Raw genomic sequence first — 19,424 nt, 5'->3', positions numbered from 1 at the left:
TCAACGAGCCTAGACCTATGGTCTAATAGGCTCGCCTGGCGTTTGGCGTTTCAATGCGGGCAGTTTCAGCCGGTTCTTTTGTTATTGGTCATACCAATAATCCCGGTTGAGCGTTCTCGGCTCGTGCGGTGCTGACCGCGCGGACCCCTGTCCGTCTTGATGAGATCCGCCGATGCAGGCCTGGCAACAACTGTATGACCCCGCTGGCAACCTCTGGCTGTCCAGCCTGATCGCGCTGCTGCCGATCGCCTTCTTCTTCGTCGCCTTGGCCGTGCTGCGCATGAAAGGCTGGCTGGCCGGCACGATCACCGTGGCGATCGCGCTTGCGGTGGCCCTGCTGTTCTACCGGATGCCGCTGTCGCAGGCGTTCGCGGCGGCCGGTTATGGCTTCGTCTACGGCTTGTGGCCGATCGCCTGGATCATCCTGGGCGCGGTGTTCCTGTACAAGGTCTCGGTCAAGACCGGACAGTTCGACATCATCCGCGCCTCGATCCTGTCGGTCACCGAAGACCAGCGTCTGCAGATGCTGATGGTCGGCTTTGCGTTCGGCGCGTTCCTGGAAGGGGCGGCCGGCTTCGGTGCGCCGGTGGCGATCACCGCCGCGCTGCTGGTCGGGCTGGGGTTCAAACCGCTGTATGCGGCCGGCCTGTGCCTGATCGTCAACACCGCGCCGGTGGCGTTCGGCGCGATGGGCATTCCGATCATCGTGGCCGGGCAGGTGACCGGGCTGGATCCGTTCGAGATCGGGCAGATGGCCGGGCGCCAGCTACCGTTCCTGACCATCATCGTGCTGTTCTGGATCATGGCGATCATGGATGGCTGGCGCGGGGTCAAGGAGACCTGGCCGGCAGTGCTGGTGGCCGGCGGTTCCTTCGCGATCGCCCAGTACCTGACCTCCAACTTCATCGGCCCGGAGCTGCCGGACATCACGGCCTCGCTGACGTCGCTGGTCTGCCTGACCCTGTTCCTGCGCAGGTGGAGGCCGGTGCGGATCTTCCGCTTCGATACCGAGACCAGCGCTGAAGCCGCCGCCCAGGCACTGGAGGCCCCGCGCTATTCCACCGGCCAGATCGTCAAGGCATGGTCGCCGTTCCTGATCCTGACCGCGATGGTCACGATCTGGAGCATCGCGCCGTTCAAGGCACTGTTCGCCGCCGGCGGCGCGCTGGAGCACTGGGTGCTGAAGATTCCGGTGCCGTCGCTGGATCAACTGGTGCAGAAGATGCCGCCGATCGTGCCGGTGCCGACCGGGTACGAGGCGGTCTACAAATTTGATGCGGTCTCGGCGACCGGCACGGCGATCATGCTGGGCGCGGTCATCGCGATCGTGCTGCTGAAGATGCGCCCGGCCGCGGCGCTGCGCACCTTCGGCGAAACCGCCAACGAACTGAAAGTGCCGATCTATTCCATCGGCATGGTGCTGGCCTTCGCCTTCCTCGCCAACTACTCGGGGCTGTCGGCCACGCTGGCGCTGGCCCTGGCGCATACCGGCAAGGCCTTCACCTTCTTCTCGCCGTTCCTGGGCTGGCTGGGCGTGTTCCTGACCGGCTCGGACACGTCGTCCAACGCGCTGTTCTCGGCGCTGCAGGCCACCACGGCACAGCAGATCGGCGTGTCCGAGGTGCTGCTGGTCGCGGCCAATACCACTGGCGGGGTGACCGGCAAGATGATCTCGCCGCAGTCGATCGCCATCGCCTGCGCGGCGGTCGGCCTGGCCGGCAAGGAATCGGACCTGTTCCGCTTCACGGTCAAGCACAGCCTGATCTTCACCGTGATGGTCGGCATCATCACCACGGTGCAGGCCTACTGGCTGACCTGGATGATTCCCTGAGCCCATGCGCGGCATTCCGGCCACCGGCATCGACCCCATCGCCCGCCACGCGGGCGACAATGGCGGCATGAAGAACGAACGCCTGTCCGACAAGGTGGCCGCGCAGCTGCGTGACCTGATCCGTGAGCAGAACCTGCAGCCGGGGGACCGGCTGCAGGCCGAGCGACCGCTGGCGGTGCAGCTGGGGGTGTCGCGCACGGCGCTGCGCGAAGCGATCGCGCAGCTGGCCAGCCAGGGCCTGCTGAGCGCGCGGGTCGGCGGCGGCACCTACGTGAGCGAGCCGGCTGCCCGGGCCCGGCAGACCATCGATGAGCCGTTGATGCCGTATCTGCCGCTGTTCCAGGGCGACCCGGAATACCGCTTCGACGTGCTGGAAATCCGCCATGCGCTGGAAGGGGCGACCGCGTGGCATGCCGCATTGCGCGCCACCGACGAGGACCGCGCCAAGATCCGCCAGGCCTTCGACACCATGATGGCCGCCCACGGCAAGGACGATCCGGCCGGCGAGGCACAGGCCGATGCGGCCTTCCACCTGGCCATCGCCGAGGCCTCGCACAACCTGGTGCTGCTGCAGGTGATGCGTGGCCTGTTCGAGCTGCTGCAGACCAACATCTCGCAGAGCCGCGAGAAGCTCTACACCTCCGCCCGCACCTTCGAGCCGCTGTCCATCCAGCACCGCGAGATGATGGATGGCGTGCTCTCCGGCGACCCCGAACGCGCGCGTGCCGCCGCGCACGCGCACCTGGAATTCGTGCACACCTCCCTGCGCACGCTCGACGACAACGAAGCCCGGCGCGCACGTGCGTCGCGGCTTCCTTCTTCCCACGGTTGACCCATGATCATTTCCGCCTCCACCGATTATCGCGCAGCGGCACAACGCCGCCTGCCGCCGTTCCTGTTCCACTACATCGATGGCGGTGCGTATGCCGAGCACACCCTGAAGCGGAACGTCGCGGACCTGTCGGAGATCGCGCTGCGCCAGCGAATCCTGCGCAACATGTCCGATCTGAGCCTGGAAACGGAGCTGTTCGGCGAGCGCCTGGCGATGCCGGTGGCGCTGGCACCGGTCGGGCTGACCGGCATGTATGCGCGCCGCGGTGAAGTGCAGGCGGCGCGGGCGGCGGCGAGCCGGGGGATTCCGTTCACGCTGTCCACGGTGTCGGTCTGCCCGATCGAGGAGGTGGCCCCGGCCATCGATCGGCCGATGTGGTTCCAGCTGTATGTGCTCAAGGACCGCGGCTTCATGCGCAATGCGCTGGAGCGTGCCAAGGCGGCCGGGGTGACCACCCTGGTGTTCACCGTGGACATGCCCACGCCGGGCGCGCGCTACCGTGATGCGCATTCGGGCATGAGTGGCCCGAACGCGCCGGCGCGGCGCATGCTGCAGGCAATGACCCATCCGCGCTGGGCGTGGGACGTCGGCCTGTTCGGCCGCCCGCACGATCTGGGCAACATTTCCACGTATCGCGGCAGCCCAACCGGGTTGGCCGATTACATCGGCTGGCTGGGCAACAACTTCGATCCATCCATTTCATGGAAGGACCTGGAGTGGATCCGCGACTTCTGGAGCGGCCCGATGGTGATCAAGGGCATTCTCGATCCGGACGATGCGCGCGATGCGGTGCGCTTCGGGGCCGATGGCATCGTGGTGTCCAACCATGGCGGGCGCCAGCTGGACGGCGTGCTGTCCACCGCGCGGGCCTTGCCGGCGATCGCCGATGCGGTCAAGGGTGAGTTGAAGATCCTGGCCGATTCGGGCATCCGCAACGGCCTGGACGTGGTGCGCATGATCGCGCTCGGCGCGGACAGCGTGCTGCTCGGCCGCGCCTTCGTCTATGCGCTCGCCGCGCAGGGCGAGGCCGGCGTGGCCAACCTGCTGGACCTGATGGCCAGGGAAATGCGCGTGGCGATGACGCTCACCGGTGCGAAGACCATCGCCGGCATCAGCCGTGACTCGCTGGTGGATGCCGCCCGTCGTCTCGCGGCCGCGCCATGAACGTTGCATCCCAAGGCACGGCGGCGCTGTTGACGCAGCTGCGCGGCATCGTCGGCGATGCACACGTGCTGTGCGGCGACAAGCCGACCCGGCGCTTCCGCAAGGGCTACCGTTTCGGCGATGGCCCGGTGCTGGCGGTGGTCCGCCCGGGCACGCTGCTGGAACAGTGGCGCGCCCTGCAGGCCATCGTGGCGGCAGACGCGATCGTGATCATGCAGGCGGCCAACACCGGCCTCACCGGCGGTTCCACGCCGGATGGTGCCGACTATGACCGCCCGGTGGTGATCCTCAACACGCTGCGCCTGACCGGCGTGCAGCTGATCAACGAGGGCCGACAGGTGGTCTGCCTGCCTGGGGCAACGCTGGACCGGCTGGAGAAGGAACTGGCGCCGCTGGACCGCGAACCCCACTCGGTGATCGGCTCGTCGTGCATCGGTGCCTCGGTGCTGGGCGGGGTCTGCAACAACTCCGGTGGTTCGCTGGTCCGGCGAGGCCCGGCTTATACCGAGATGGCGCTGTTCGCCCAGGTCGACGCGGACGGGCGGCTGCACCTGGTCAATCACCTGGGCATCGCGCTGGGCGACACCCCAGAGCAGATCCTGGAGCGGCTGCAGCGCGGCGACTACGCGCGCACCGACGTGGACAACCACACCGACCGCGCCGCGTCCGATCCGCGTTATGCCGGGCAGGTACGCCAGGTCGATGCGGCCACCCCGGCCCGCTACAACGCCGATCCCTCGCGCCATTACGAAGCCTCCGGCTCGGCCGGCAAGCTGGCGGTGTTCGCGGTGCGGCTGGATACCTTCGCGCGCGAGACGGGCGAGGTGTTCTACATCGGCAGCAACGCGATGGAGGATCTGACCACGATCCGCCGCCATCTGCTGACCGCGTTCGAGCGCCTGCCGATCTCCGGCGAGTACCTGCACCGCGAGGCGTATGACATCGGCGAACGGTACGGCAAGGACACGTTCCTGCTCATCGATCGCTTCGGCACGGCCCGGGTGCCGGCGGCGTTCGCGCTGAAAAGCCGGGTCGATGGCTGGTTCGAAAGCCTTGGCCTGCGCGGGGTGACCGACCGGGTGATCCAGTGCGCGATGCGCTGCCTGCCGCGCCATCTGCCGGCGCGCATGGGCCAGTTCCGTGACCGCTACGAGCACCATCTGCTGCTCAAGGTATCGGCGGTGGATGCCGCCGCCACCGAAACCTTCCTGCGCAATCACTTCGCCGGCGGCGGGGGCGACTTCTTCCAGTGCACGGCCGAGGAGGGACGCAAGGCGTTCCTGCATCGCTTTGCGGTGGCCGGTGCGGCCGTGCGTTACCGCGAAGTGCACCGGCGCGAGGTCGAGGACATCGTGGCCCTGGACGTGGCGCTACGCCGCGATGACCGCGCGTGGGTGGAACACCTGCCGGCGGACCTCGACGCACGCTTGGCCGGAAAGTTGTACTACGGGCACTTCCTGTGTCACGTGTTCCATCAGGACTACATCGTGCGCAAGGGCGAGGATCCGCTGGCCATCGAGCACGCGATGTGGGCGCTGCTGGACGCGCGCGGTGCGGAGTATCCAGCCGAGCACAACGTGGGCCATCTGTACCCGGCCAAGCCGCCGTTGGCGGCGTTCTACCAGCAGCTCGATCCCAGCAATACGTTCAACCCGGGCATCGGCCAGACCGCGAAGAGGCGCGGATGGGGCAGCTGCGACTGCACCCACCCCGGGTAGCCTCACCGCATGGGGGGCGGTGCCGGCGGGGAATCACTCGCAGCGAACGGCGGTGATCACGTTGTCCTTGTCGATGAACACGCGCAGGCGATCCTGGCGCAGGTCGCGGGTGGTGATCGTGGCCGGGCCGATCGGGTTGATCAGGCCGGCGCCGCTCTGCAGCAGCAACTTGCGCATGTTGGTTTCGTCGGCCGGCTGGCCGATGGCCCAGCCCAGGGCGTCGGCCTTGCACAGGCCCGGCCCGTTGATCTCCGGCCCCGGCGTGCTGACACAGGCTACCAGCGAGAGGGTGCCGACCAGTGTGATTGCGGCGAGGGAATAACGGAAAAGGGATGCCATCGGGTCGCTCCTGCGGGGTCAGGCGCCGACCATACCACCGCGGTGTGCATCGGCGCGTAGTGAGCACGCCGCGACCGTTCGACGCAGTGCCAGCGCTACACTGACGCACTCTCAGATCGGCCAGGCCGGGAGTCGCAGGTGCTGCACGTGTTCATGCTGGGCGGGCGCCATGCCCGCGCCCGGATCGAGGTCCATGATGTGGCCTTCGCCAACGTCGATGCCATCGAAGATGCCTATCCGCAGCTGAGGCAGGACTGGTTCGGTGAGCGTAAAGGGCTGCATGTAGATGGCTGGCTCGCCGTGGATGGGGTGGAGGAGTACCAGGTGCGCTTCGGCGAGGTCGCCCCGGCAGAGGGGGCGCCGCGGCTCTATTTTCTCAATCTCGGCGGGTATGCCGCCGGCGCGCTGGGTGAGGCGCATGACTATCAACTGCTGGTCGCCACCGATGCCGAGGCCGCCAAGCGCAAGGCCAAGGCCCTGCGCGATGCCAGCTGGTTCAAGCCGCATACCGATGCCCTGCTGGAGGTGGATGACTGCATCGCCATCGACCAGATCGGCGGACGCCACGTGCAGCTTGAGCGCGGTGAGCACCGCGGGATCACCCTGGTCAGTGACTACATCGTGATCGGCTGAGGAGGCGGCGATTGCCCGCGGCCCTGCCCCTGGCGCATAGTGTCGCGGTCTTGTGAGGTCCGGCGCTGTCGCCGCGACAGGTCAACCAACGGAAGTAACGCATGCACAGCAGGAAGATCACGGCCGCATTGATCGTGACACTGGGAATGACGATGGCGGGCAGCGCGGCGGCGGCCGAGCCGGATGCACCGGTGTTCGGTGGCTGGCGCAACCTGCATTCGGCCAGTGGCGCCGAGCCGGTCCTGAGGAACCAGCCGTTTGCGATCCTGCCGCGCGAGGTGGCCAAGGGCGAGCGCTTCGCGATCCTGGACCGCGAGAACAAGCAGGCGGTGTGCTGCCTGGTGGTGGACAGTGACCGCCTCGATGCGATCGCGCTGGAAACCAGCTACCGGCTGCCGGGGGTCTGGATCGCCGATCTGCTCGGCAACGAAGATTACAACCGCCGCCACGGCGACCCGCACGTGTTTGCGATGAAGCGCGAGGGCGACCTGGTCGACCACGTCTTCTCGCAGGAAGGGGGCGGCTACAGCGACCTCGGCGGCCTGCTGCTGCCGGCCGGTGCAGCGCTGGATGCGGGTGGCAGCAGCATCAAGTACGGCACCACGACCTACCGTCTGCAGGTGCAGTCGCAGCGTTTCGCCGATGACAACGGCGCACTGGACCGTTACACCCTGCAGCCGCCGGCACCGGCCGCGCCGGTGGTGGTCGAGGTGCCCTACAGCACCTACTGACACGGAAGCGACAGAACCGGCACGGTACAATCGCGCCCGCCCACCGGCCGTGCCGGCTGGGCCCGCATCCTTGTCCGAGCCTGTCCGTGATCGCCCGATTCTCCCTGTCCTGTGCGCTGCTGCTGTTGGCCGCCTGCGCCACGCCGGCCCGGCCGCCGGCCAAACCGCCTGCCAATCCAGACGCCCTGTGGGGCATCATCCAGCGCGACTGCGCCGACGCTGCCGCCCCCCGCGGCAGCTGCCTGGCGGTATCCGCCGCGGCGCAGCGACGCGATGTCCTGCTCAAGGATTCGCACGGGCACTACCAGTTCCTGGTGTTGCCGCTGGACCGGGTCTCGGGGATTGAAAGCCCCGCATTGCTGCGCGCCGGTGCACCGAACTACTTCGCCGCGGCCTGGGCTGCCCGCAGCCACACCGAGCAGGCGCTCGGCCGTGCCCTGCCGCGCGACGTGGCCAGTCTGGCACTGAACTCGCCGCATGGCCGTTCCCAGCACCAGTTGCACATCCACGTGGATTGCCTGCGCGCGGATGTCCTGGCCCAGCTGCGTCGGATGCAGCCGGTCATCGGTGCCAACTGGCAGCCGCTGCCGGAGCCGCTGCGGGGGCATGCCTATCTCGCCCGCCAGTTGCCGGGTGCCGAGCTCACCGCGAACCCGGTGCGTCTGCTGGCCGCCCATCTGGCCGATCCGGCCGATCTCGGCAACTGGTCGCTGGTGGTGGCCGGGCAGACAGACCCCTCTGGCGCGCCCGGTTTCGTGTTGCTGGCCACCCGCTTGGACCTGGCGGCGGGCAACAAAGCCAGCGGTGAGGAGCTGCAGGATCATGCCTGCGCCGTGCTGACCGGTGCGGCCGGCCCGCTGGACGGCGTGCTGTGAGGCGTGCCCGCGGCTGCGCCGTACTGATCGCGCTGCCTGCGCTGTGCTGGGCGGCGGATGACCCGGGCGCAGGCTGGCAGGATGTGTCCGGCAATCGGTTGATCGCCCTCTCCGCGGCGCTCGCAGGGGACGGCGAGGCAGCCGGTGAGCAGACGTTCGACCCGCGCTGGTACTGCAGCGCGGACCAGCACTGGTGCGTGCGCGTGCAGGCGGGTGACAACGAGGAACAGGCGGTGCTGATCGTGCGTGAGCGTTCCGCGGGCAGGGACATGTCGCGCCACGAGCTCACGCTGGCCATCGGCAACGCCGACGGCGGCCTGCAGCCTTGGGCGTCTCTGATTGAACTGGGCCCGGCCGCCGGTGGCGGGGTGCTGATCGGGCTGGATGCACAGGCCAGCACGATGTACTCCGGCGGGGGCGCCAGCGTCACCGAGCGGATCGTGGCGCGCGTGATGCCGGGCGCGGACGACGCCGGCGCCGGTGAGGTGCTGCGGCTGCCGGTGCAGGGCCACGCCAGCATCCGCGCGTGCTTCAGCGAACGCGACATGGCGCTGCGCGCCGGCGCCTGCCAGGACGATTATGGCTTCGGTGCAACCTTGACCCTGGAGCCGGCCGGCGAGGGCATGCCGGTGCTGCGCTACCAGACCCATGCGACGCGGTTTCCATCGTTTGTCTCACGCCAGCAGGATTCGCTCGCGCATGGCCGGGTGAAAACGTCGGAGCTGCGCACCGTGTCGGATCCGGCCTGCTCGTATCGGCGTGTCTACCGCTTCCGGGACGGCGCTTATGGGGCCGACCAGGCATTGCCGGACTGCAGCGAATTCACCGAACTGTAGCCGGGCGCGGGAATCGGCGGCGCGATTGAAATAAAAACCACGGACGTGGCACGTTATAGTGGCCGTTCAATGCGGTTCCCGCTTTCGCGCCCGGGCTGACTGGCGCGTCGTATCCGACTTAATCCATGACTGCTGAAACCACGACTCCGCCCGCCGCTGCGCCGTCCCAGGCCACCGGTCCGCTGTTCTACCAAGCGCCCGTGCCGCTGCGCTCGGATCTGCACGCCGCCTGGCGCCTGGTGCCGGACACCGCGCATTTTGCCGCCGATACCAATGCGATCCCCGCCGTGATCGGCGAATTCGGCTCGCTGGCCCAGCACTATCCGATCATTTTCACCGGCAAGGACGCGATGCCGCTGGTCGCTGTCGGTCTGGCCCAGCGCAACCTGTTCGTTGCCGACGGCGTGTGGGACGAGCAGAGTTACGTGCCGGCCTACGTGCGCCGCTACCCGTTCGTGTTCATGCAGGCCGGTGAGCAGGACGAGTACGTGCTGGCGCTGGATTCGGCTGCCAAGCAGGTCAACCAGGGCCAGAGTGAGGACGGCGTGCCGCTGTTCCAGGATGGCAAGGCGACCGAGATCGTCGACAACGCGATGCGCTTCTGCGGCGATTACACCCGCGAGCATGATCAGACCCGCCGCTTCACGGCTGCCCTGATCGAGAACGACCTGCTGATCGACCGCAACATCGACGTCACCCTGGCCGATGGCCGGCAGATGTCGATCAACGGCTTCCAGGTCGTGGACGTGGAAAAGTTCGCCGCGCTGCCGGACGCCACCGTCGTGGCCTGGCACCGCAGTGGCTGGCTGGCGCTGGTCCATCATCACCTGAGCTCGCTGGCACGTTTCAGCGCACTGGTGAGCCGCCAGAGCGCGCTGCCTGCCGACGCCTGACCGCAGGCGCACGTGCAATGACGAAAACGGCGGCCGCAGGGCCGCCGTTTTTCGTTGTTTGGGGGCAGGGCGGTGCTCAGTCGCGGGTGCTGACTTCCCAGTTGGCATGCACCACACCGGGCTGACGCTGCAGGCGCGCGATCACGGCATCGAGCTCGTCGGCACTGACGGCGGTGCTGACCAGGATCGCCACCAGTTCGACCGGGCCGTCGCCGTGCTCGATCACCTGCACGTCGCTGACCGGGTACTGCGCGGCTTCCAGCGCGTCCACCAGGCGCTCGCGCGCCAAGGGTGTGGCGGCAGGGTCCACGCTCAGGCGGACCTCGTAGGTGGCTTCGGAGGCGGCCTCGTTGATCGGAATGCGGTTGATCGCGTTGACCAGCGGCCGCAGCAGCGTGTTGCCGGCGATGATCAGCACCGTCAGCAGCGCGCCCTCGGCCAACATGTCCGCACCGGTGCAGGCGCCGACCGCCGCCGAACACCACAAGGTGGCCGCGGTGTTCAGGCCGCGCACGTTCATGCCTTCCTTCATGATCACACCGGCGCCGAGGAAGCCGACCCCGGAGACCACGTAGGAGATCACCCGCACGGCTTCGGCGCTGCCGGCGATGCGCATGCCCAGATCCACGAAGGCGGCCGCGCCGACTGCCACCAGTACATTGGTGCGCAGCCCGGCGGTGCGCTGGCGGTACTGCCGTTCCGCGCCGATCAGGGTGCCGAGCACGAACGCGGCCACCAGGCTGACCACGGTGTCCAGGAAGGGATACAGCTCGAAGGTCTGGATGAAGCGCATGCGGAGTCCTTGCAGGGCAGGGCTTAGGCGAAATCCCGATAAGCATATCCCGGCCGGTCATTTCCCCCTTTTCTGCCTGTTCAGCAGAATCACGGCCCCTCCCTCACTACGCTCTGGCACGGACCTGTCTGCGCCGGGACGTACCTCTTTTACCGGAAGTCTGCATGTCTGTGCTGTATCGCCCGCTGCGTCGGCGGGCCTTGGTTCTGTCGTTGTTGCCCCTGCTCGGCGCAGGGGCTGTCGTCCACGCCGCCGATGCGCCCACCCAGCTCGATGCGGTCACGGTCACCGGCTCGCGCATTCCCCGCGCCAGTGTGGAAGGACCGTCCCCGGTGACCGTGATCACCCAGGAACAGATCGAGGCGCAGGGCTACCGCAGCGCCTTCGAAGCGCTCAGCGCACTGACCGAGAACACCGGCAATGTGCAGGGTGAGGACTTCGGCAACACGTTCACCCCCGCCGCCAACACCATCAACCTGCGCGGCCTCGGCCCCAACCGCACCCTGGTGCTGGTCAACGGTCGCCGCCAGTCGGATTACCCGCTGGCCTATGAAGGCTCGGTCAATGTGGTCAACCTGGCCAACATTCCCAGTGCGCTGATCGACCGGATCGAAGTGCTGGCCGGCGGTGCCTCGGCGGTGTACGGCTCCGATGCGATCGCCGGCGTGGTCAACATCATCCTGAAGAAGACCTATGACGGCGTCGGCATCAATGTGCGCGCCGGCACCACCGAACAGGGGGGCGGCGACAACCAGCGCCTGCAGGCGGTCGGCGGCGGCTCGGGCGAGCAGTGGGACGCGATCTTCGGCCTGGAGATCGCCAACCGCAAGGCGATCTACGGTTCGCAGCGCGATTTCATGGACTCGCTGACCGACGATCCGCGCGGCGTGGCGCCGCTCGCGACGGCCGTGGCCTATCGCCGCAACGCCTCCACCAACAACTACATCGATCCCGGCACCGACGGCTGCGATGCCTCCAGCACGCTGTATGGCGGCAGCGTCTTCCGTGCGCAGAATCCGCGCCAGGCGGCGACCAGGCGATCATCACGCACAGCGCTTCGGGCAGCCAGCTGTCGCGCCAGCGCCGCACCGTGGCCAACAGCGCGTCGAGCTTTCCCTCGTGACGCGGGTGGACCAGGCTGGCGTGGGTGAGCTGGCGGAACGCATTGCGCAGCAGCGCGTCCGAGTGCGGTGCCGCGAGCACGAGCAATGGCACGGCCAGCAGCAGGCGGGCCAGCGTGGCGTAGTCGCCCAGCAGCGACATCGCCGGCGGCGCGGGCCACAGGGTGCCGGCGCGGGCCGCCAGCAGCAGCATCGGCGCGAGCGTGATCAAGACGATTCCCAGCGCGATCCACAGCGACAGCCGTGAGGTGCCGTGCAGCGCCCCGCTGGCATGCAGCAGCCGGTGCACCAGCCCGCCGCGCATCAGTGAGTAGTGGTCCTGGTCCTTGCGCATCGGGGAGCTGACCGGGCAGGGGAGGGAGGCGCGCAAGGTCGTCGCCGCAGCGCGCTGGAAGCGAGCATACCGCCGCGGTCGCGTGCCGCGGGCGCAGTAAAAATACTGTGGTCCATGCAGTACTAACTCGATTGTGCGGCCTGCGTGGGCCGCCCAAGCTGGAGCCCTGACCCAAGGACCCCGCCGATGCTCCTGGTGATCGATTTCCTCACGCGCTTCTGGACGGACATGATCGATCGCGCCGACGGTCCCATGACCTTCCGCTTCTTCCTGCAGCCGACGATGGCGCTCATCACCGCCCTGATCGACGGCATCAAGGACGCCAAGGCGGGCAGGACCCCTTACGCATGGCTGCTGACCCACAGCTCGGCCGGCGAGCGCAAGGTGGCCTGGCGCCAAGGGGTGACCGCCACGACGCGGATCCTGCTGCTCGGTGTGGGCATGGATGTGATCTACCAGTTCCGCATGTTCGGCGGTTTCAAGTACCCGTTGGAGGCGTTCGTCATCGCCGTGGTGCTCGGCTTCCTGCCGTACCTGGTCCTGCGTGGCCCGATCACCCGCATCGCATCGCGCTGGCTGCGCCGCCGTCACTGACTCCCAGACCTTCCACGCCACGAGCCCTTCATGAACGACACCGACCCGAGCAAGCGCCTCAGCGACCGTGCCCTCAGCATCGCGCGCGCCAAGGAACTGCTTGGCGGCAGCGACGAGGCGTCCATCGAACTTTCGTCGCGGCGGACCGGGATGTCGTTCCAGCGGACCCGCATGAGCGCGGACCGCACGCTGATGTCGATCATCCGCACGGCGCTGTCGCTGATCGGCTTCGGCTTCACCATCTATCAGTTCTTCGGGCACATGCTGGAGACCGGCACCGCGCTGCGCCCGCATGCGCCGCGCAACTTCGGCATCGCTCTGGTGGGGCTCGGGCTGGTGCTGCTGACCCTGGGCATCGTCTACCACGTGCGCTACATGCAGGGCCTGCGGGCTGAGCGCCGGATCATGATCGGCGAAGGCCTCGTCCATGGCGAAAGCCACTATCCCATCTCGCTCACCCTGATCACTGCCGGGCTGCTGTGGCTGCTCGGCCTGCTGGCGATCGTCAGCATGACCTTCAACGTCTCGCCGTTCGCCTGACGGCCGTTCCCGCATGCCGGCATGACGCCGGACCCCAACACGCATCTCTGGAGAGTGTCATGGCAACAGCAAAAGCGGCAGCATCCCCCAAAGCCTCCGGAACCGCGAAGACCGGCAAGAACGGCAAGCGGCCGAACATCCTGGTGATCTGGGGCGACGACATCGGCATCAGCAACCTCAGCTGCTACAGCCAGGGCCTGATGGGCTACCGGACACCCAACATCGATCGCATCGCCAATGAAGGCACGCTGTTCACCGACTCCTATGGCGAGCAGTCCTGCACTGCTGGCCGCTCGTCGTTCATCACCGGCCAGAGCGTTTACCGCACCGGCCTGTCCAAGGTCGGCATCCCCGGCGCGCCGACCGGCATGAACGAGAAACTGGTGACCATCGCCGCGCTGCTCAAGAACCAGGGCTATGCCACCGGCCAATTCGGCAAGAACCATCTGGGTGATCTGAACCACATGCTGCCGACCAACCACGGCTTCGATGAGTTCTACGGCAACCTGTACCACCTCAATGCCGAGGAAGAGCCGGACATGTACGACTACTTCCCGGAGGAGGACTTCCCGAACTTCCGGAAAACCATGGGCCCCCGCGGCGTCATCCGCAGCTGGGCCACGGACAAGGACGATGCCACCGAACAGGAGCGCTGGGGCAGGGTCGGCAAGCAGAAGATCGAAGACACCGGGCCGCTGACGCCTGAGCGGATGGAGACCTGCGACGAGGATTTCGCGGCCACCGCCAAGGACTTCATCAAGCGCCAGCATGACGCCGACACCCCGTTCTTCGTCTGGGTGAACTTCACCCACATGCATCTTTTCACGCATACCAAGAAGGAAAGCCTCGGCCAGGCCGGGCGCTGGCAGTCGCCGTACCACGACACCATGATCGACCACGACAGGAATGTCGGTGAACTTCTCGATTATCTCGACGAGCTGGGCATCGCCGAGGATACCTTCGTGATGTACTCCACCGACAACGGCCCGCACCGCAACTCCTGGCCGGACGGTGGCACCACGCCGTTCCGCAGCGAGAAGGACACCAACTGGGAAGGCGCGTTCCGCATTCCAATGGTGGTGCGCTGGCCCGGCCAGATTCCCGCGGGCACCATTGCCAACGGCATCGTGCAGCATCACGACTGGCTGCCGACCTTCCTGGCGATGGCCGGCGACCCGGATGTCAGTGAGAAGCTCAAGAAGGGCCACAAGGCGATCGGGCGGACGTACAAGAACCATATCGACGGCGTCAACCTGACCGGCTACCTGACCGGCAAGGAGAAGGAGAGCCCGCGCAAGCTGTTCGTCTATTTCAGCGACGACGGCGACGTGATGGCCATCCGCTACGACAACTGGAAAGTCTCGTTCATGGAGCAGCGCTGCAAGGGCACGCTGCAGGTCTGGTCCGAGCCGCTCATCCGCCTGCGCCTGCCCAAGGTCTACAACCTGAGGACGGACCCGTACGAGTTCGCCGACATCACCTCGAACTCGTACTACGACTGGTTCCTGCATCACGACTACATCCTGTTCGGGGCCTACGCGATCGCCGACAAGTTCGCGGCCACCTTCAAGGATTTCCCGCGCGTGCAGAAGCCGAACACCTTCACCATCGATGATGCGCTGGCCAAGCTCAGCGAAGCCTGCGCGGGCAATCAATGATGAGCGTCGTCGCCGACACCATGATCGACCTCGCCGGCGGTGTCTTCGTGATGGGATCCAACGATCACTATCCCGAAGAACGGCCGGCGCACAAGGCGCGGGTGGCGCCGTTCCGGATCGACCGGTACCCGGTGACCAACCGGGAGTTCGCACGGTTCGTCCGGGATACGGGCTACGTGACCGCGGCCGAGCGCCCGGCGGACCCGGCTGATTACCCCGGCGCGGATCCGGCACTGCTGGTGCCGTCCTCGGTGGTGTTCGTGCAGCCGGCGCACCCGGTCGATCTGTCCAATACGCACAACTGGTGGCACTACGTGGCCGGCGCGGATTGGCGTCATCCGCGCGGCCCGGCCTCGTCGCTGCAGGGTCTGGACGATCACCCGGTGGTGCACGTGAACGTCGCCGACGCACTGGCGTATGCGCAGTGGATGGACAAGGACCTGCCGACCGAAGCGGAATGGGAGTTCGCCGCCCGCGGCGGGCAGGAGAGCGGCGAGTTCGCGTGGGGCGACAGCCTGGTGCCGGGGGGCCGCCATCAGGCCAATACCTGGCAGGGCGAATTCCCGTGGCACAGCCTGGACGAGGACGGCCATCGCTGGACCTCGCCGGTGGGCAGTTTTCCGCCCAATGGCTACGGCCTGTACGACATGATCGGCAACGTCTGGGAGTGGACCAGCGACTGGTACCAGCAGCACGACCAGCTGCAGAGCAAGCCGTGCTGCGCGATCGACAACCCCCGCGGCGGCGCACGCGAGGGCAGCCACGACCCGCGCGACCGCAGCGCGATGCCGCGCCGGGTCATGAAAGGCGGCTCGCACCTGTGTGCGCCCAACTACTGCCGGCGCTACCGGCCGGCGGCCCGGATGGCGCAGCCGATCGATACCTCCACCTGCCACCTCGGCTTCCGTTGCGTGGAGCGCGGATGAGCGGCACCTGCCACCGTCAGGTGCGTTACCGGAGCACCCCTCATGACGCCTCTGAAGGCCTGGCTGATTGCCGTTACCGAGCCGGTCGTGGTCATCATCGATGCGATGGCACTGGTGCTGATCACGCTGGCAACGGCTGTGGTGTTCGTGCAGGCGTTGCGGCTGGCGCTGCGCGGCCACCCGACCAACGTGGAACGGCGCGCGCTGTGGCTGGCGTACGGGCGCTGGCTGGTGGCCGGGCTCACCATCCAGCTGGCCGCGGACATCATCGAGTCCTCGATCTACACCGACTGGGACGCGATCGGCCAACTGGCCGCGATCGCGGTGATCCGGACCTTCCTGAACTATTTCCTGGAACGCGACATCGAGGAAGTGCGCGAGCGCCAGCACGCGCCCCGGCCAACGCCTGAGCTGCCCTGATTCTACGTAGTGCGAACCCCTTCCGCCCTGGAGGCAGATGCCATGAACACTCCTGCACCCACCACGCCCCGATCGCTTCCGCGCGGCCCGCTGGCCGTGATCCTCGGCGGACTGCTGGCGCTGGGCAGTGCCCCGGTCGCGGCCACCGAAGGCGCCCTGGGCCGCTCGATCACCGGCATGCAGATCACCTCCTACGCCGGTGTCATTCCGCCCGAGCCGGGCATGCAGTGGTCGCTGAGCTACATCCGGTACAACGGCAAGATCAGCGGCAACCGCCCCGCACCGATCGCGGGCCAGATCTCATTGGGGCTGGAAGCCGACGTCAACCTGACCGCCGCCACCGGGGTGTACGTGTGGCCCACCAAGGCCGGACGCTGGAACTTCGCCTCGATGCTGACCGTGCCGTACATCGATGCCGAGGTCACCGCGAACCTGGCGGGGCCGCTGGGCAATCGCTTCCAGACCAAGGATCACGCGTCCAACCTGTTCGACGTGTACTTCGCCCCGGTGATCGCGGGATTCCATATCAGCGAAGTGCAGCATCTGTCCTTCGGCGTATATGTGTATGCGCCCACGGCCAAGTACGACCCCAACCGGTTGGCCAACCCGGGCATGAACATCTGGACGTTCTCGCCCAGCGTGGGCTACACCCACCTGTTCCAGAAGGGCACGCTGGAGTTCAGCGTGTTGGGCGCCACGGACTGGTACACCCGCAATGACGACACCGACTACAAGAACGGCGTGGTCGCCCGTGCGGATCTGCTGCTGGTCAAGCGCACCGCCAGCGGCTGGGGCTTCGGCGCGGCCGGCGGCTGGATCCAGCAGCTGCAGGACGACAAAGGTGACACCGCGGACCGCCTGGATGGATTCAAGGGGCGCTCGTTCGGGCTCGGCCCGGTGCTGACCTACGGCAAGAAGTGGCCCGGCGGCGAGCATCTGGATGTGTCGTTCCGCTATGTCGGCGAGTTCAGCGTCAAGAACCGCTTCGAGGGCGATCCCTGGAGTCTCTCGATCAGCGGTGGCTTCTGATCCCGGCCGCACTGCTGCGGCCGCCTGTGTTCCGTCCTGTGGAGTAACGGTCATGCCTTCTGCCCTCCCTCCCGTTGCCTGGTCTGCCTGCCTGCTGCTGGCCGCGCTGGCCCCTGCAGTGCATGCGGCCACCCGCGTCGCCCCGGCGACTCCGCCGGCATCCACGCCGGCCGACAGCCCCGAACGCGATCCGGAGGCGCTGGCGGCGCTGGACCGCATGGGCGCCGCGCTGCGCGCACTCAAGCAGTTCTCGCTGACCTCGCAGGCCAGCACCGAGGTCGTCCTCGATGACGGCCAGAAGGTTGAGCTGGATGGCGTGGTCACCTACAAGGTCAAGGTGCCCAACCAACTGTTCCTGGAACTGCGCAGCGACCGTCAGCTGCGCCAGCTGTTCTACGACGGCAAGGCGCTGTCGCTGTATTCCCCGCGCCTGAAGTACTACGCCCAGGTCGACGGGTTGAGCGCCACGCTGGGCGAGCTGGTGGACGATGCGGCCAGCCGTTACGGGATCGACATGCCGCTGGCCGACATGTTCCTGTGGGGCACCGACAGAGCTCCGAAGACCGCCATCCGCGGCGCGCTGCATATCGGCGGCGGCACCCTGGACGGCGAGGCGATCGAGCAGTACGCGTTCAAGCAGGACGGGGTGGACTGGCAGCTGTGGGTGAGCAAGGCGACCGCGTTGCCGAAGAAGCTGGTGATCACCTCGCTGGATGATCCGGCGTTGCCGCAATACCGTGCGCAGCTGCGCTGGGATACGCGCACGCCGGTGGCGGCCACCGCGTTCCAGTTCACGCCTCCGGCCGATGCGGCCCGGATCAAGCTGGTCCCGGTCGCGGTGGTGATCGACGCTGCTGGACAGGAGAACTGACATGCGGACCGTGATCAATCGTTTCTTCGTGGCGTCCTCGCTGGCCGCCGGCCTGCTCCTCGTGGTCCTGCTGGCGGTGTCCGCACCGGCCAGCGCCCAGCGCGGCGGCGGCTTCCATGGCGGCGGCGCACGTGCCAGCGCCCACACCAGCATCAACCGTCCCGTGCAGCGGCCGCAGGGCGGCAACGTCAACCGCGGCGGTGGCGGAAACATCAACCGGAACATCGATGCGAACCGCAACGTCAATCGAAACATTAATCGCACTGTCGATCGCAACGTCAACGTCAACGTGGACTACCACGACGATCACTGGAACCACTGGGATGACCATCCCTTCGCGACGGCCGCCGCGGTGACCGCTGGCGTGGCGGTGACCTCGGCGGTGATCGGCTCGATCGTCAATTCGGTTCCGCCTAGCTGCGTGACCACCGTCATCAACGGCATGGCCTACCAGCAGTGCGGCAACGTCTGGTACGAGCCGCGCTATGCCGGTACCAGCGTGCAGTACGTGGTGATCAACCCGCCGCGCTGAACACGCTCGGTAGTTTTGCCAGTCGCCACTGCGTAGTTATGCGCATTACCCGTGACTGCCGGTGCATTACCGTGATGGCAACCGAGGCTGCCACCCCGGCCCGCCACAGGACGGCTGCCCACGCAGCGCGTCTTTCCATCCTGCCCCTGGAGACTCGCGTCATGAAAGCCTTTGCCATTGCCGTCCTGGCCACCTCCCTGGTCGCCTGCGCTTCCACCCCGACCGTCAAGACCGATTACGATCCGTCGGCCAGCTTCGGGTCCTACAAAACCTACACCTGGGCGATGAAGCCCCAGGCAAGCTCGCCGCTGGTGCAGCAACGCATCATCGACGGCATTAACGCCCGCCTGCAGGCCAAGGGCCTGCGCGAAGCGCCCAATGGCGATATCGCCCTGGCCGCGCACATTGCCACGGGGCAGAAGCAGACCCTGGACACCTTCTACAGCGGCACCGGCATGGGCGGGTGGGGCTGGCGGGGTGGTGGCTGGGGCGGTGGCATGGCCATGGGCAACGCCACGACCACGGTGCATACGTATGACGTGGGCACCCTGGTGGTGGACATGTTCGACGCGCGTACCAAGCAGGCGGTGTGGCGCGGTACGGCCAGCGGCACCGTGCCGACCTCGCCGGACAAGGTCAATGCGGCGGTGGAGGCCGGCCTGGACAAGCTGTTCGCCGCATTCCCGCCGGGCGCGACCGCCGCACGCTGAGTGCTGCGCCGATGCGGCAATCGTGTTCAACCGCGTGGGCCCGT

At 67.3% G+C, this 19,424-nt stretch carries 20 protein-coding genes and 1 pseudogene; 19 read left to right on the top strand and 2 right to left on the bottom strand.

What is annotated here, in order from left to right:
* Positions 1 to 172 precede the first annotated feature (172 nt).
* The 4 genes from lldP to dld all read left to right on the top strand — a co-directional run bounded on the left by lldP (position 173) and on the right by dld (position 5,545).
* Positions 173 to 1,831, top strand: a complete 1,659-nt coding sequence (lldP, locus tag ACTT2I_RS09275) for an L-lactate permease (protein ID WP_421099856.1) — start codon at positions 173 to 175, stop codon at positions 1,829 to 1,831.
* A gap of 67 nt (positions 1,832 to 1,898) precedes the next feature.
* The gene (gene lldR, locus ACTT2I_RS09270) at positions 1,899 to 2,663 is read left to right on the top strand and encodes a transcriptional regulator LldR (protein WP_421099995.1); all 765 of its coding nucleotides are present in this window, start codon (positions 1,899 to 1,901) and stop codon (positions 2,661 to 2,663) included.
* Between the two features lie 3 nt (positions 2,664 to 2,666).
* Positions 2,667 to 3,827, top strand: coding sequence for an FMN-dependent L-lactate dehydrogenase LldD (gene lldD, locus ACTT2I_RS09265; RefSeq protein ID WP_421099857.1), 1,161 nt, complete (start codon positions 2,667 to 2,669; stop codon positions 3,825 to 3,827).
* Positions 3,824 to 5,545, top strand: a complete 1,722-nt coding sequence (dld, locus tag ACTT2I_RS09260; protein WP_421099858.1) for a D-lactate dehydrogenase — start codon at positions 3,824 to 3,826, stop codon at positions 5,543 to 5,545. The genes lldD and dld overlap by 4 nt, the downstream gene beginning before the upstream one ends.
* Positions 5,546 to 5,578: 33 nt before the next feature.
* On the opposite strand, the gene ACTT2I_RS09255 is transcribed toward dld, so the two are convergent.
* Entirely contained in the window at positions 5,579 to 5,884 is a 306-nt protein-coding gene (locus ACTT2I_RS09255) for a hypothetical protein (RefSeq protein ID WP_421099859.1), read from the bottom strand.
* Between the two features lie 138 nt (positions 5,885 to 6,022).
* Here ACTT2I_RS09255 and ACTT2I_RS09250 point away from each other — a divergent pair, with 138 nt between their 5' ends.
* The 5 genes from ACTT2I_RS09250 (at position 6,023) to ACTT2I_RS09230 (ending at position 9,852) form a co-directional block, all read left to right on the top strand.
* Positions 6,023 to 6,517, top strand: a complete 495-nt coding sequence (locus ACTT2I_RS09250) for a DUF1543 domain-containing protein (RefSeq protein WP_421099860.1) — start codon at positions 6,023 to 6,025, stop codon at positions 6,515 to 6,517.
* Positions 6,518 to 6,618: 101 nt separating this feature from the next.
* Positions 6,619 to 7,248, top strand: a complete 630-nt coding sequence (locus tag ACTT2I_RS09245; RefSeq protein ID WP_421099861.1) for a decarboxylase — start codon at positions 6,619 to 6,621, stop codon at positions 7,246 to 7,248.
* Between the two features lie 89 nt (positions 7,249 to 7,337).
* Positions 7,338 to 8,123, top strand: a complete 786-nt coding sequence (locus ACTT2I_RS09240; RefSeq protein WP_421099996.1) for a CDP-diacylglycerol diphosphatase — start codon at positions 7,338 to 7,340, stop codon at positions 8,121 to 8,123.
* The gene (locus tag ACTT2I_RS09235) at positions 8,120 to 8,959 is read left to right on the top strand and encodes a hypothetical protein (RefSeq protein ID WP_421099862.1); all 840 of its coding nucleotides are present in this window, start codon (positions 8,120 to 8,122) and stop codon (positions 8,957 to 8,959) included. Before ACTT2I_RS09240 ends, ACTT2I_RS09235 begins: the two co-directional genes overlap by 4 nt.
* Before the next feature lie 125 nt (positions 8,960 to 9,084).
* Positions 9,085 to 9,852 (top strand): SapC family protein, encoded by a 768-nt coding sequence (locus tag ACTT2I_RS09230; RefSeq protein WP_088433354.1) that lies wholly within the window; start codon positions 9,085 to 9,087, stop codon positions 9,850 to 9,852.
* 76 nt (positions 9,853 to 9,928) lie between these two features.
* On the opposite strand, the gene ACTT2I_RS09225 is transcribed toward ACTT2I_RS09230, so the two are convergent.
* A complete protein-coding gene (locus tag ACTT2I_RS09225) occupies positions 9,929 to 10,645 on the bottom strand; it encodes an MgtC/SapB family protein (RefSeq protein WP_088433353.1) in 717 nt (238 codons plus the stop codon).
* Positions 10,646 to 10,809: 164 nt separating this feature from the next.
* Here ACTT2I_RS09225 and ACTT2I_RS09220 point away from each other — a divergent pair.
* From ACTT2I_RS09220 to ACTT2I_RS09175, 10 genes and pseudogenes are all read left to right on the top strand, one after another.
* Positions 10,810 to 11,670: pseudogene (locus ACTT2I_RS09220) on the top strand (TonB-dependent receptor plug domain-containing protein); the annotation flags it as partial.
* Between the two features lie 616 nt (positions 11,671 to 12,286).
* Positions 12,287 to 12,694, top strand: a complete 408-nt coding sequence (locus tag ACTT2I_RS09215; protein WP_088433327.1) for a hypothetical protein — start codon at positions 12,287 to 12,289, stop codon at positions 12,692 to 12,694.
* 30 nt (positions 12,695 to 12,724) lie between these two features.
* Positions 12,725 to 13,234 carry a YidH family protein gene (locus tag ACTT2I_RS09210; RefSeq protein ID WP_088433326.1) on the top strand — a complete coding sequence of 170 codons (510 nt, stop codon included), beginning with the start codon at positions 12,725 to 12,727 and terminating at the stop codon, positions 13,232 to 13,234.
* Positions 13,235 to 13,293: 59 nt separating this feature from the next.
* Positions 13,294 to 14,892, top strand: a complete 1,599-nt coding sequence (locus ACTT2I_RS09205; RefSeq protein WP_293979476.1) for an arylsulfatase — start codon at positions 13,294 to 13,296, stop codon at positions 14,890 to 14,892.
* Positions 14,892 to 15,818, top strand: a complete 927-nt coding sequence (locus ACTT2I_RS09200) for a formylglycine-generating enzyme family protein (protein WP_088433324.1) — start codon at positions 14,892 to 14,894, stop codon at positions 15,816 to 15,818. Before ACTT2I_RS09205 ends, ACTT2I_RS09200 begins: the two co-directional genes overlap by 1 nt.
* A 42-nt stretch (positions 15,819 to 15,860) precedes the next feature.
* A complete protein-coding gene (locus ACTT2I_RS09195; protein ID WP_088433323.1) occupies positions 15,861 to 16,238 on the top strand; it encodes a DUF1622 domain-containing protein in 378 nt (125 codons plus the stop codon).
* A 42-nt stretch (positions 16,239 to 16,280) separates the two neighbouring features.
* A complete protein-coding gene (locus ACTT2I_RS09190) occupies positions 16,281 to 17,267 on the top strand; it encodes a SphA family protein (RefSeq protein ID WP_421099863.1) in 987 nt (328 codons plus the stop codon).
* Positions 17,268 to 17,319: 52 nt separating this feature from the next.
* Positions 17,320 to 18,138 carry a DUF2092 domain-containing protein gene (locus ACTT2I_RS09185; RefSeq protein ID WP_172407510.1) on the top strand — a complete coding sequence of 273 codons (819 nt, stop codon included), beginning with the start codon at positions 17,320 to 17,322 and terminating at the stop codon, positions 18,136 to 18,138.
* Position 18,139: 1 nt separating this feature from the next.
* Entirely contained in the window at positions 18,140 to 18,670 is a 531-nt protein-coding gene (locus ACTT2I_RS09180; RefSeq protein ID WP_421099864.1) for a hypothetical protein, read from the top strand.
* A gap of 161 nt (positions 18,671 to 18,831) precedes the next feature.
* On the top strand, positions 18,832 to 19,380 hold the full coding sequence (locus ACTT2I_RS09175) for a DUF4136 domain-containing protein (protein WP_088433319.1): 549 nt from the start codon (positions 18,832 to 18,834) through the stop codon (positions 19,378 to 19,380).
* Positions 19,381 to 19,424: the final 44 nt, after the last annotated feature.

Origin of the sequence: Stenotrophomonas sp. PUT21 (genome assembly GCF_052232875.1) — a bacterium.
Taxonomy (GTDB): Bacteria; Pseudomonadota; Gammaproteobacteria; order Xanthomonadales; family Xanthomonadaceae; genus Stenotrophomonas; species Stenotrophomonas maltophilia_N.
This window is presented reverse-complemented; position numbering and strand designations above follow the sequence as displayed.